Here is a 13572-nt window from a genome sequence, read left to right on the forward strand (position 1 = left end):
CGCCGCCTGAAAGTATCTTTCCGGGTTCGCTGTGCCGAGTGAAACTTTCCCGTCAGGGGTGGGTGTGTCAACCCTCCCGGAAGGGTCTCAAGGAATCTGACGATGTATCAGAAAAGGCCTTCCCTCGTCCGGACTACTGCGGCATCCTGCGGCCATGCAGACGGAGCTGAGCAAGAGATTGGGAGTCGAGCACGCCATCTTCGGCTTCACGCCGTTTCCCGCCGTCGCCGCGGCCATCAGTCGCGCGGGCGGATTCGGTGTGCTCGGCGCGGTCCGCTACACCGCCCCCGACGACCTCAAGCGCGACCTCGACTGGATCGAGGCGAACGTCGACGGCAAGCCCTACGGCCTGGACGTCGTCATGCCGGCCAAGAAGGTCGAGGGTGTGACCGAAACCGACGTGGAGGCGATGATTCCCGAGGGGCACCGGCAGTACGTCAAGGACACCCTCGCCAAATACGGAGTGGCCGAACTCGCCGAGGGCGAGGCGTCCGGGTGGCGCATCACCGGGTGGATGGAGCAGGTCGCCCGTACCCAGCTCGACGTCGCCTTCGGCTATCCGATCAAGCTGCTCGCCAACGCGCTGGGCTCACCGCCCGCCGACGTCGTCGACCGCGCCCATGAACGCGGGGTGCTCGTCGCGGCCCTCGCGGGCAGCGCCCGGCACGCACGCAAACACGCCGAGGCGGGCATCGACATCGTCGTCGCACAGGGCTACGAGGCGGGCGGTCACACCGGGGAGATCGCCTCGATGGTGCTCACGCCCGAAGTCGTGGACGCCGTCGACCCGTTGCCCGTCCTCGCGGCGGGCGGCATCGGCAGCGGCCGGCAGGTGGCCGCCGCGCTCAGTCTCGGCGCCCAAGGTGTGTGGCTGGGCTCCATCTGGCTGACCGTCACCGAGGCCGATATGCACTCGCCCGCCGTGACCCGGAAGCTGCTCGCCGCCGGGTCCGGTGACACGGTCCGCTCGCGCGCCCTGACCGGGAAGCCCGCGCGCCAGCTGCGCACCGAGTGGACCGACGCCTGGGACGACCCGAACGGGCCCGGCACACTTCCCATGCCCCTCCAGGGGCTCCTGGTGGCCGAGGCGCTCTCCCGGATCCAGAAGTACGAGGTGGAGCCGCTGCTCGGCACCCCGGTCGGGCAGATCGTCGGGCGGATGAACAGCGAGCGCAGTGTCCAGGCCGTCTTCGACGACCTGACCCGGGGCTTCGAGCAGGCCATAGACCGCGTCATCCGGATCGCGGGCAGGGGGGAACAGTCATGAGCACGCCTGCGAACGGCTTCTGGGCCCAGGCCGCCGCCGACCCCGAGCGGATGGCCCTGATCACCCCGGCCGGCGAGAAGTGGACCGCCGGACGGCTGCACGCCGCGGCCAACCAGCTCGTTCACGGACTGCGCGCCGCGGGCCTCGAACGCGGCGACGCCTTCGCGGTCGTCCTGCCCAACGGCGTCGAGTTCTTCGTCGCCTACCTCGCCGCCTCACAGGCCGGCCTCTACCTCGTGCCCGTCAACCATCACCTCGTCGGCCCCGAGATCGCCTGGATCGTCTCCGACTCGGGCGCCAAGGTCCTGATCGCCCACGAACGGTTCGCGGACGCCGCCCGGCACGCCGCCGACGAGGCGAAGCTCCCCGGACCACAGCGCTACGCGGTCGGTGACATCGAGGGATTCCGGCCGTACGCCGAACTCCTGGACGGGCAGCCCGAGTTCGCGCCCGCCGACCGCACCCTCGGCTGGGTCATGAACTACACCTCGGGCACCACGGGACGCCCGCGCGGCATCCGGCGCCCACTGCCGGGCAAGCTTCCCGAGGAGTCGTATCTCGGCGGCTTCCTCGGCATCTTCGGCATCAGGCCGTTCGACGACAACGTGCACCTGGTCTGCTCGCCGCTCTACCACACCGCCGTGCTCCAGTTCGCGGGCGCGTCCCTGCACATCGGCCACCGCCTCGTCCTGATGGACAAGTGGACGCCCGAGGAGATGCTCCGTGTCATCGACGCACACAAGTGCACCCACACCCATATGGTCCCGACCCAGTTCCACCGGCTGCTGGCGCTCCCCGACGAGGTGAAGGCGCGCTACGACGTGTCGTCCATGCGGCACGCCATCCATGGCGCCGCCCCGTGCCCGGACCATGTGAAGCGGGCCATGATCGAGTGGTGGGGCGAGTGCGTCGAGGAGTACTACGCGGCCAGTGAAGGCGGCGGCGCCTTCGCGACCGCCAAGGAGTGGCTGAAGAAGCCCGGCACGGTCGGCAAGGCGTGGCCCATCAGTGAGCTCGCCGTCTTCGACGACGACGGCAACCGGCTGCCGCCCGGGGAGCTCGGCATCGTCTACATGAAGATGAGCACCGGCGGGTTCTCGTACCACAAGGACGAGAACAAGACGAAGAAGAACCGCATCGGCGACTTCTTCACGGTCGGCGACCTCGGCTGTCTCGACGAGGACGGCTACCTCTTCCTCCGCGACCGCAAGATCGACATGATCATCTCGGGCGGGGTCAACATCTACCCTGCCGAGATCGAGTCCGCGCTGCTCACCCATCCCGCCGTCGCCGACGCCGCCGCCTTCGGGATCCCGCACGACGACTGGGGCGAGGAGGTCAAGGCCGTCGTCGAGCCCGCGCCGGGCCACGAGCCGGGCCCGGGGCTCGCCGCCGACATCCTCGGCCACTGCGCGCAGCGGCTCGCCGGATACAAGCGGCCCAAGAGCCTCGACTTCATCGAGGCCATGCCGCGCGACCCCAACGGCAAGCTGTACAAGCGGCGGCTACGGGATCCGTACTGGGAGGGCCGCACCCGAGCCGTGTGACCCAGGCCGACGCGTGCCCGCGGCGTCCGGAACCCTCCGGACGCCGCGCGCGATGGTCAGCGGTGGTCGCTCACCCGGATCACCCGCAGCCCCGGCGAGGACAGGATGTCCTTCTCGCAGAACCGGGAGGTCACCCATCGCTCGCCGGAGAACAGCCGCGTCTGGTCGCTGAAGTGCGGCGAGTTCGGGTTCGACGACTGGGAGTACGTCAGCAGGGTCCGGGCGACCGGGCAGCGGCTGCCGTCCCAGCCGACCGCCTGGATGTACGAGGACCCGGTGGTGACCTCGCTGTATCCGCCGGCCGCCGGGTTCCACACCGGCTCGACCTTGTTCCACACGCCGAGCGACTCCGTGCCGCCCGGGACGGGAACGCGCTGACCGCCGCGTACCACGAACTGGTTCGCGCCGAGCGGGGCGCCCAACGCGATGCCCGCCGTACGCAACTCCGTCACCGTGTCCGCGAGGGCCGTGGTGAAGCCGGGCGCCTCGGTGTTGAGCGTGTTCGGGGTGCGGACCGGGTCCGCTGCCGAGAACGGGACCTTCCACAGCTGCGCCGCCGGTACCGCGACCGTCAGCTTCCGCCAGAACCGGTCGAAGAGCAGCGCACCCCGGCTGTCGGTGTTCATCGTGTGGTCCCACGCCTTGAGCACAGCGCAGGCCTCGGCCACGTCAACCGGCTTGCCGTCACTGCCGGTTGCCGTCCCGCCCGGCAGGGCGGCACACGCCCGCGCCGCGTCGTCAGCGATGAGATCACCGGCGGGCACCCGGTTCGCGAACTGCTGTGCCTGAAGATCCCGCAGGGTCAGCCCGCCCTTCGCGGCCATCGTCGCCACGTCCTCGACCGCGCCCCGCGTGCGCATCGTGCGCTGCGTACCGATCGTGCCGAAGACCCGCTCGTACCCGCTGAGCGGCCGGTCGGTATTGGCCAGCCAGGCACTGTCGTTGGAGTTCTCCGCGTACGGCGCGTCCTTGAGCACCGGCATCTTCGCCGGCCCGAAGATCCCCGGCTGCACGGCGTCGGCGTCGCTGCCCAGCGCGCAGTCGCCGCGCGAGCCGTCCAGGATCGCGACACCGGCCGACGGGTACGTCACCTTGCCGAGCGGAGTCGAGCAGCGCTGCGCCAACTCGTCGGTGATGCGGGGGAGAACCTGCGACTGCGTGAACAGTGAGTGGCCGCCCGAGTCGGCGGCGATCGTGTTCACCCACGGCAGCCCCTGGGTGCGCTTCAGCGCCGCGAGGACGTCGGCCGTGCCGCGGGCCTTGCTGAAGCCGAGCGCCGTGTCGGAGGCGCGGAGGTTGGCCGCGTTCGGGTCGTTCAGCGCGTACGCCGTCGTGGACGTCCAGGGGAGCGGCAGTTGTGCGCCCAGCGAGGTGACGACCGGGCCGTACCGGGTCCACCACTGGGTGCGCGTCACCGGCGTGCCGTCCCGCACGTCGACGGTGACAGTCCGCTTCGTCATGCGTTCCGGATTGCCGTCCACCAGATACGTCGTCGGATCGGCCGGATCCAGCGTCAACTGGTGGAGGTTGAGGGTGATGCCTGTCGCGACGGTGTGGCTCCACGCCACGTGCGCGGTGTGGCCGATGGATATCGTCGCCGAGCCGAGCAGCGCGCCGCCCGCCACGTTCAGCTCGCCGGGGATGGTCTGCTGCACCTGCCAGAAGCGGCGGCCGCCCTGCCAGGGATAGTGCGGATTGCCGAGCAGCAGGCCGCGGCCGCCCGCGGTCGTGGCACCGCTGAAGGCGACCGCGTTGGACCCCATGTCGGCGGTGTCGAACAGTTCGCGCGCCGCGAGAGCGGTGCTCCTCGCGTCGGGCGCGCTCATGGCGCTGGTCGTGGTCGTCGGCGGCTGCGCGGCCGTGATGCCGTCGACGCCCCGGCCCTGACCTCCGAGGACGGCCAGTGCGAAGCCGCGCGCGGCCACGTCCACCTGGGTCACCGGGCGGACCCAGTCGGCACCCCGGCACGCGGGATCGGTGATCCGGTTCTGGGCGAGCCAGGCGTTGTAGCCGGCCGCCCAGCCCCGCATCAGATCCTTGGCCTCACGCCCGGGCCCCTGGGGCGCCGGCTCGGCCAGCAGTTTCTCGACCGTGCCCGACTCCCGCACGCCGCGGAAGTACAGGTCGCTGGAGAGATTCCTGGCCGCCGAGGACAGCGATCCGTCGGTCGCCGCGTCGGGCCCGAAGAAGCGGGACCGCTCGCCGCGCACGGTCACGAATCCGTCGGCGAGAGTGCACACCTGGTCGGCGGCCTGCGCCCAGCCGGTGCCGAAGCCGAGGTTCGCGTAGTCCTTGGCGACGATGTGCGGGATGCCGTACTCGGTGTACCGGATCACGGCCGACAGGCCGCCGCGCGAGGGATGTTCCTGACGGCTTTCTCGCTGCGTCGCGGCCGCGGGCAGTGAAGCCGTGGCGGTGAGCAGGACGACCGCAGTGACGACGAGCCGTCTCAGGCGGGTGCGCATCGTGCCTCCCAACATCATTGGGGGAAGGGGCGGTTGAGCGTACCAACGGGTATGTGTGGCGTTGGTGTGTCTGTTCGACTTCGTGCGTTGACTTGACCTCCCTGTGCCGCGGATCGAGGATCATGTGTCATGACGCCCGGACACGGCAGCACGGTTGACGGGGTGCTGCGGCGCAGCGCCCGGCGCACCCCGGCACGACTCGCGGTCGACTACCGCGAGCGATCCTGGACCTATGCGGAACTCGACGAGGCCGTCTCCCAGGCCGCGAGCGTGCTCCTCGACGAGGGGCTCGCCCCGGGCGATCGGGTCGGCGCCTACGGCCACAACTCCGACGCGTACCTGATCGGCTTCCTCGCCTGCGCCCGCGCGGGCCTCGTGCACGTGCCGGTCAACCAGAATCTGACCGGCGACGACCTCGCGTACATCGTCGGCCAGTCGGGGAGCACCCTGGTCCTGACCGACCCCGACCTCGCGGGGCGACTGCCCGACGGCGTACGGACGATGCCGCTGCGGGACGCCGACGGCTCGCTGCTCGCGCGGCTGGACGCGGCGCCCCCCTACGACGGCGGGGAGCCGCGCGGCGACACGCTCGTGCAGCTGCTCTACACATCCGGCACCACCGCCCTGCCCAAGGGCGCGATGATGACGCACCGCGCCCTCGTGCACGAGTACCTGAGCGCGATCACCGCCCTCGACCTGAGCGCGGGGGACCGGCCCGTGCACTCGCTGCCGCTCTACCACTCGGCCCAGATGCACGTGTTCCTGCTGCCGTATCTCGCGGTCGGCGCGTCGAACATCATCCTCGACGCGCCCGACGCCGATCAGCTGTTCGACCTGATCGAGGACGGCCGCGCGGACAGCCTGTTCGCCCCGCCCACCGTGTGGATCGGCCTGGCGAACCGCCCCGACTTCGCGACCCGCGACCTGAGCGGGCTGCGCAAGGCCTACTACGGGGCGTCGATCATGCCGGTGCCCGTCCTGGAGCGGCTGCGGGAACGGCTGCCGAAGCTGGCCTTCTACAACTGCTTCGGGCAGAGCGAGATCGGCCCGCTGGCCACCGTCCTCGGGCCCGACGAGCACAAGGGGCGGATGGACTCCTGCGGGCGTCCGGTGCTGTTCGTGGACGCGCGGGTGGTCGACGAGGACGGCAAGGACGTGCCCGACGGAACGCCGGGTGAAGTCGTCTACCGCTCACCGCAGTTGTGCGAGGGGTACTGGGACAAGCCGGAGGAGACGGCCGAGGCCTTCCGCGACGGCTGGTTCCACTCCGGGGACCTCGCCGTGCGGGACGCCGACGGGTACTTCACCGTCGTCGACCGGGTGAAGGACGTCATCAACTCCGGTGGCGTGCTGGTGGCCTCCCGGCAGGTCGAGGACGCGCTGTACACCCATGAGCGGGTCGCCGAGGTGGCCGTGATCGGCCTGCCCGACGAGCGCTGGATCGAGGCCGTCACCGCCGTGGTCGTCGCCCGCGGGGAGGTCACCGAGGCCGAACTCGTCGCCCACGCACGCGAGAAGCTCACCCACTTCAAGGCCCCCAAGCGGGTCCTGTTCGTGGACGAGCTGCCGCGCAACGCCAGCGGGAAGATCCTCAAGCGTGAGCTGCGCGACCGGTTCGGCGAGGACCAGGGAGACTGACGGGACCAGTCCAGGGACGACCGGCCAGAGGGGCGCCCCCGGCCTCACAGACGTGGGGGGAGGGCACGCCCTCCCCTCACGCTCGGCTTCGCTCGCGCGGGGGGCCCCATCCGCGTTGTCATTGGTTGTCGACGCTCCGCGTCGCCGCCCTCCTCCGCCGTGCATCCGGACGCACCATCCCCCGCTCAGCTGCGCCGATCAGAAACCCTTGCTTCCCTGCGACCAGATCCCGCCGGACAGGACCTAGCGCGGGCGCAGATCGACGATCCGCCTGATCTTCCCCACCGACCGCTCCAGCGACTCCGGTTCGACGATCTCCACCGTGACCGACACGCCGATCCCGTCCTTCACGGCCGCCGTGATCGCCCGGGCCGCCGCCTCGCGGATCTCGGGTGTGGCGCCGGGCCGTGCCTCGGCCCGTACGGTGAGCGCGTCGAGGCGGCCCTCGCGGGTCAGCCGAAGCTGGAAGTGCGGGGCGACTCCCGGTGTGCGCAGCACGATCTCCTCGATCTGCGTGGGGAAGAGATTCACGCCCCGCAGGATCACCATGTCGTCACTGCGGCCGGTGATCTTCTCCATCCGGCGGAAGACCCGCGCCGTGCCGGGCAGCAGTCGTGTCAAGTCCCGTGTCCGGTAACGGATGACGGGCATCGCCTCCTTGGTGAGCGAGGTGAACACCAGCTCGCCCTCCTCGCCGTCCGGCAGTACCTCGCCGGTAATCGGGTCGACGACCTCCGGATAGAAGTGGTCCTCCCAGATGTGCAGACCGTCCTTGGTCTCCGCGCACTCCTGCGCGACACCCGGGCCGATCACCTCCGACAGGCCGTAGATGTCCACCGCGTCGATCGCGAACCGCCCCTCGATCTCCCGTCGCATCTCCGCGGTCCACGGCTCGGCCCCGAAGATGCCGACGCGCAGCGAGGTGCCGCGCGGATCGACGCCCTGCCGCTCGAACTCGTCGAGCAGCGTCAGCATGTACGAGGGAGTCACCATGATGATCTCGGGTCTGAGGTCCTGGATCAGCTGGACCTGCCGTGCCGTCATGCCCCCGGACGCGGGGATCACCGTACAGCCGAGCCGTTCGGCGCCGTAGTGCGCGCCGAGCCCGCCCGTGAACAGGCCGTAGCCGTATGCCACATGTACCTTGTCGCCCGGACGGCCGCCCGCCGCGCGGATCGAACGGGCCACCATGTCAGCCCACATGGACAGGTCGTTCTCGGTGTAGCCGACGACCGTCGGCCGCCCGGTCGTGCCGCTCGACGCGTGGATCCGCCGGATCCGGTCCTGGGGGACCGCGAACATCCCGTACGGATAGTTCTCGCGCAGGTCAGCCTTCGCCGTGAACGGGAACCGTGCGAGGTCGGCGAGCGCACGGCAGTCGTCCGGGCGTACGCCCGCCTTGTCGAAGGACTCCCGGTAGAAGGGCACGTTCTCGTAGGCGTGCCGCAGCGAGGCCCGCAGCCGCTCGAGCTGTAGCGCTCGAAGCGCCTCCGCGTCGAGCCGCTCACCCTCGTCCAGCAGGCCATTCGCATCTGCCATGGGGACGTCTCCCTCGCTAACCGCATCAATCCGGACGACCGATCATTCGGTCGAGGTGTTCGGGATCAGTAATCCAGTGGCCTGGGCGGTCGTCAAGGCGTGTGGCAGCAAGCGGTGGGAGGAATTCCGCGGGGGTGGGCGTGCGGGTGGGGTTTTGCCCCGCTGAATACAGCCGGTCAGCGCACCAGGCAGGGCCGCTTGGCGTCGAACTCCCAGCCGGGGACGAGATAGCGCATCCCGATGGCGTCGTCGCGTGCCCCCAACGCCTTCTCCTGGTACAGCTCGTGTGCCGCGAGGAGGCGGTCCGTGTCGAGCTGGATGCCCAGGCCTGGGGCGTCGGGGACGGCGATCTCGCCGTCGACGATGCGGGGCGGGGCGGTGGTGAGTCGTTCCAGGCCCTCCTGCCAGATCCAGTGCGTGTCCAGGGCGTTGTAGGCGCCGGGTGCCGCGGCGCCGCAGTGGGTGACCATGGCCAGCGAGATGTCGAAGTGGTTGTTGGAGTGGCAGCCCCAGGTCAGGCCCGTCGCGTCGCACAACTGGGCCACCCGCACGGAGCCCCGCATCGTCCAGAAGTGCGGATCGGCCAGCGGGATGGAGACCGACTGGAGCGCCAGGGCGTGGGTGAGCTGCCGCCAGTCGGTGGCGATCATGTTGGTCGCGGTGGGCAGCCCGGTGGCGCGGCGGAACTCGGCCAGGATTTCGCGCCCGGAATAGCCGCCCTCGGCTCCGCAGGGGTCCTCGGCGTACGCGAGGGTGCCGACCAGGGGCGTACACAGCTCGACGGCCTCGCTCAGCGACCACGCGCCGTTCGGGTCGAGGGTGATGCGGGCGTCGGGGAAGCGGTCCTTCAGCGCCCGTACGGCCCTGACCTCCTCGGTGCCCTCCAGGACACCGCCCTTGAGCTTGAAGTCCCGGAAGCCGTACAGGTCATAGGCGGACTCGGCCTGCCGGACGATCGCCTCGGGCGTGAGCGCCTCCTCGTGCCGGATCCGGTACCAGTCCACGTCCGCGTCGGGTTCACGGACGTACTCCAGGTCGGTGCGGCCGGGGTCGCCGACGTAGAAGAGGTAGCCCAACACCCGTACGCTGTCGCGCTGTTGTCCGTCGCCGAGCAGGGCCGCGACCGGCACCTCGAGGTGCTGCCCGAGGAGGTCGAGCAGCGCCGACTCGACGGCGGTGACGGCGTGCACGGTGGTGCGCAGGTCGAAGGTCTGGGCGCCGCGCCCGCCGGCGTCACGGTCGGCGAAGCGGTCCCCGATCTCACGCAGCACGCGCTGGTAGTCGCCCACCTTGGCGCCGACGACGAGCGCTTCGGCATCGCGCAGCGTCCGGGTGATCTTCTCGCCGCCGGGAACCTCACCGAGACCCGTACGGCCCTCGGAGTCCTTGAGGACCACGACGTTGCGGGTGAAGTAGGGGCCGTGCGCGCCGGACAGGTTCAGCTCCATGCAGTCTCGGCCGGCGACCGGATAGACGGAGAACTCGGTGACAGTCGGTTGCTTGCTCATCATCGGAATCCTTGCTTACGAGGTGGTCGGGGCCGGTGTTCACAGGCTGTCGGGGCCGGTGTTCAGAGGCTGAGGACGTCGAGGGCCCACTCGACCGCCAGTACACCGCCGAGACCGAGGATCGCCAGCACCGTCGTATAGCTGGTACGGACCTTGATCGCGTCGATGACCGAGAGGTTGAAGTACTCCTTGAACAGCCAGAATCCAGGATCGTTGACGTGGGAGAAGGCGATGGAGCCGCAGGAGACGGCCAGCACCATCATCTCGGGGTGGGCCCCGCTGCCCGCCAGCAGCGGCAGCACCACGCCGGAGGCGGTGACGACGGCGACCGTCGCCGAGCCGAGCGCGATACGCAGGATGACCGCGATGAGCCAGGCCAGGACGATCGGCGAGATCGACCAGGTGGCCGTGGCGTCCTTGATGTAGTCGGAGATCCCGCCTTCGACGAGGACGTTCTTGAAGGCGCCGCCGGCGCCGATCACCAGGAGGATCATCGCCATCGCCTGGGCCGCCGAGGTGCAGGAGGCGCTGACGTCGGCGAGGCTCCGGCCGATGCGCGGTCCGAAGGCCCACACCGCCAGGAGCAGCGTGAGCAGGAGCGCGATCGGCGCCGAGCCGATGAAGGCGACGAAGTGCAGGAATGGCGTCTGGGCGGAGGTGGCCAGGTCGGTCACCGCGGCACCGGCGATCAGGACGACGGGGAAGAGGGCTACGGAGAGTGACCAGCCGAGGCCGGGCATCTCCTCGTCGGTGAACTCGCGCTCGCTGACCAGGCCCTTGGGGATGGCGGGGTTCATCACCTTGATGAACGGCAGCCGCGGCCACAGCAGCGCGATCAGCGCGCCGGCCGGCACGGCGATGAACAGGCCGTAGAAGAGGGTGAGTCCGATGGACGCGTGAAATGTCGAGGCCACGGCGGTGGGGCCAGGGTGCGGAGGCAGGAAGCTGTGCATGGTCGACAGGGCGATCGACATCGGCAGTCCGACCCACAGCAGGCGTGCCCCGGTGACCCGCACCAGGGTGAACGCGATGGGCACGATGATGATGAAGGCGACCTCGTAGAACATGGTCACGCCGATGAGCATGGAGGTGACCACCATGGCCACCTGGACCCAGCGGGGGCCGAAGGCGTCGAGGAGCCTGCCGGCTATGCGCTGGGCGGCACCGGAGTCCCCCATGACGCGGCCGACCATCGCGCCGAGCCCGATGGTGAGCATGGTGTCGCCGATCTGACCGCCGATGCCCTCGGAGAGGACGTCCGGGATCTTCTCCAGCGGTATTCCGCGGACGACGCCGACACCGACCGCCACCAGCAGGAGGGCGGCGAAGCCGTTCATTTTCAGCCGGGTCATGAGGACGAGCAGAATCAGGACGCCGATTCCGACGACGAGCAGTGGCAAGGCAGTTCCCCTTTGAACTGTGATTCCAGCGGCTCCGGAAGCACCCGACGGGCGCGCGCGGGCTCGTCAGGCGGTTCGGCGTACGGCTCCCACCAGGGCCAGTCCCTCGTCCAGGACCTTCTCCAGATCGGCGAGGTCGGCCGGGCCGGGCTCGGTGAGCGGGGCGCGCACGGGGCCGACCGGGAGGCCGCGCAGCCGGGCGGCGGCCTTGACCAGCGAGACGGCGTAGCCCGGCACCCGGTCGCGCAGCTCGACGAGCGGGACGTAGAAGTCGCGCAGGAGCGTGTGCACGGTCGCGTCGTCGCCGTCTTGGAAGGCGGCGAAGAAGGCGTCGGCGATCTCGGGCGCGAAGGCGTGGACGGCTGAGGAGTAGGCGGGCACGCCGACGGTGGCGTACGCGCGAGCCTGGATCTCGGCGGTGGCGGCGCCGTTGAAGAAGAGGAAGCCGTCGGGGGCGGCGAGGGTGAGGCGCTGCAGCCGGTCGAGGTCGCTGTGCCCGTCCTTCAGGCCGATGACGGTGGGGATCTCCGCGATGCGGCGCAGTCCGTCGAGGGTGAAGGCGACCGGCCCGCGCTGATAGGCGATGAGCGGCAGCCGGGAGCCGTCGGCGATCCGGCGCAGTTGCTCGACCAGTCCGTCCTGCGGGGCCTCGACGAGATAGTGGGGCAGCACCAACGCGGCGTCGGCGCCCGCCGCTTCCGCGATCCGGGCGAACCGCACCGCCTGCGCCCAGCCGTAGCCGATGCCCGCGACGACGGGCAGCCGGCCCTCGGCGATCTCGACCGTGGCCTCGACGACGGCTCGATACTCCTCCTCGTCCAGCGCGCTGAACTCGCCTGTTCCACAGGCCGGGAACACCGCTCCAGGAGCGGTCGCCAACTGGACGGTCAGATAGGCCCGATACGACTCGAGGTCGAGGCCGCCGTCGTCGAGAAAGCTGGTGAGCGGGAAGGACAGCACCCCGTCCGTCATGCCCTTCCGCAGCCGCTCGGCTACGCCCTCGGCCTCCGCGCTGAACGCTGTCATGAATCTCATCCCTATATGCAGATGGGGTCTATGTATGAGAATGGAGGCTAGGTTCGTGAACCCCGAGAGGTCAATGGGTGGGAGGGCGCGGATTTACGATGGGGCCCATGCCGGAGAGCACAGGGGTCCGCGGAGTGAAGTCGGCGGCCCGAACGGTCGCGCTGCTGGAACTGCTGGCCGACCGCGGCGACCGGCCCTCGCGCCTGGACGAACTCGCCGAGGAGCTGAACGTGCCGCGCAGCAGCATGTACCAGCTGCTGCAGACCCTCGTCGACTGCGGCTGGGTCCGCTGCGACACCACCGGCTCCCTCTACGGCATCGGGATCCGCGCTCTGCTCACGGGCACCAGCTACCTCGACAGCGACCGGCACGTCCGCATGGTCCGCCCGTACCTCGACGAGGCCTCGGACGCGCTCGGCGAGACGATCCACATGGCGAGGCTCGACGGCTCAGACGTCGTCTACCTCGCGACCCGGGAATCCCACGAATACGCGCGCACCATCAGCCGCGTCGGCCGCCGGATCCCGGCCCACGCCACCGCCCTGGGAAAGGCACTCCTCGCCGAGCGCCCAGCCGACGAACTCCCGCTGTCCGCCGAGCCGTTGCCCGCCCTCACCGACAACACGCACACGCACCGCGCCGACCTGCTCGCCGACCTCGCGGCGGTACGGGAGCGCGGCTACTCCGTCGACCGTGAAGAGACCGTGACCGGCATCGTGGGCTTCGGCTTCGCCCTGCGCTACGACACACCGGCCACCGACGCCATCAGCTGCTCGGTCCCGGTGCACCGGCTCACTGACGACCACGCGGCCCGCATCGTCTCCGTCATGGGCGAGATCCGGGCGAAGATCGAAACCCTGCTGCCGCCCGCTTCGGGGGCTACCGACTGGCGTTGACGGCCGGACGGGGATTGTTCGGCGAGGGCCGACCGACCCGGTCTCGGTGATCCCGCACATGACCTACAGCCCCACGGGAACCCGCCGACGCATGTACGGCCTGCCACTCCTCGCCGTGTGTCTGAGCTACTTCATGGTGATCCTCGACGCCGCCGTCGCCACCGTCGTCACGATCGCCGTGCCCGTGATCGTGACTCGCTGGGTGCGTCCGTGACCGGGCTGCAATTGCCGCCTCCGCCGTACTGAATGCCGCCCGCCAGACGGGCAGCGCGGTCGGGGTCGCGCT

10 protein-coding genes are annotated in these 13572 nt (G+C 70.1%); 5 read left to right on the forward strand and 5 right to left on the reverse strand.

What is annotated here, in order from left to right:
- Window positions 1-154 precede the first annotated feature (154 nt).
- Both AB0D27_RS11650 and AB0D27_RS11655 read left to right on the forward strand, forming a co-directional pair.
- Entirely contained in the window at window positions 155-1267 is a 1113-nt protein-coding gene (locus AB0D27_RS11650) for a nitronate monooxygenase family protein (RefSeq protein WP_362505677.1), read from the forward strand.
- Window positions 1264-2814 carry an acyl-CoA synthetase gene (locus AB0D27_RS11655; RefSeq protein WP_362505680.1) on the forward strand — a complete coding sequence of 517 codons (1551 nt, stop codon included), beginning with the start codon at window positions 1264-1266 and terminating at the stop codon, window positions 2812-2814. Before AB0D27_RS11650 ends, AB0D27_RS11655 begins: the two co-directional genes overlap by 4 nt.
- Window positions 2815-2870: 56 nt before the next feature.
- On the opposite strand, the gene AB0D27_RS11660 is transcribed toward AB0D27_RS11655, so the two are convergent.
- Window positions 2871-5279 (reverse strand): penicillin acylase family protein, encoded by a 2409-nt coding sequence (locus AB0D27_RS11660; protein WP_362505683.1) that lies wholly within the window; start codon window positions 5277-5279, stop codon window positions 2871-2873.
- Window positions 5280-5408: 129 nt separating this feature from the next.
- On the opposite strand from AB0D27_RS11660, the gene AB0D27_RS11665 reads away from it, so the two are divergent.
- Window positions 5409-6917, forward strand: a complete 1509-nt coding sequence (locus AB0D27_RS11665; protein WP_362505687.1) for an acyl-CoA synthetase — start codon at window positions 5409-5411, stop codon at window positions 6915-6917.
- Between the two features lie 243 nt (window positions 6918-7160).
- Here the strand turns inward: AB0D27_RS11665 and paaK are convergent, their stop codons facing one another.
- From paaK to AB0D27_RS11685, 4 genes are all read right to left on the reverse strand, one after another.
- Window positions 7161-8456, reverse strand: coding sequence for a phenylacetate--CoA ligase PaaK (paaK, locus tag AB0D27_RS11670; protein ID WP_362505690.1), 1296 nt, complete (start codon window positions 8454-8456; stop codon window positions 7161-7163).
- Window positions 8457-8632: 176 nt separating this feature from the next.
- Window positions 8633-9964 carry an enolase C-terminal domain-like protein gene (locus AB0D27_RS11675; protein WP_362505692.1) on the reverse strand — a complete coding sequence of 444 codons (1332 nt, stop codon included), beginning with the start codon at window positions 9962-9964 and terminating at the stop codon, window positions 8633-8635.
- Window positions 9965-10026: 62 nt separating this feature from the next.
- Entirely contained in the window at window positions 10027-11364 is a 1338-nt protein-coding gene (locus AB0D27_RS11680; RefSeq protein ID WP_362505695.1) for a gluconate:H+ symporter, read from the reverse strand.
- A 66-nt stretch (window positions 11365-11430) separates the two neighbouring features.
- Complete coding sequence (locus tag AB0D27_RS11685) at window positions 11431-12390, reverse strand: 5-dehydro-4-deoxyglucarate dehydratase (protein WP_362505698.1); 960 nt, start codon at window positions 12388-12390, stop codon at window positions 11431-11433.
- Between the two features lie 107 nt (window positions 12391-12497).
- Here AB0D27_RS11685 and AB0D27_RS11690 point away from each other — a divergent pair, with 107 nt between their 5' ends.
- Window positions 12498-13286 carry an IclR family transcriptional regulator gene (locus AB0D27_RS11690; protein WP_362505701.1) on the forward strand — a complete coding sequence of 263 codons (789 nt, stop codon included), beginning with the start codon at window positions 12498-12500 and terminating at the stop codon, window positions 13284-13286.
- A 58-nt stretch (window positions 13287-13344) separates the two neighbouring features.
- Window positions 13345-13500 carry a hypothetical protein gene (locus AB0D27_RS11695; protein WP_362505704.1) on the forward strand — a complete coding sequence of 52 codons (156 nt, stop codon included), beginning with the start codon at window positions 13345-13347 and terminating at the stop codon, window positions 13498-13500.
- Window positions 13501-13572 lie beyond the last annotated feature (72 nt).

Source organism: Streptomyces sp. NPDC048415 (assembly GCF_040651675.1).
In the GTDB taxonomy this organism is placed as follows: Bacteria; Actinomycetota; Actinomycetes; order Streptomycetales; family Streptomycetaceae; genus Streptomyces.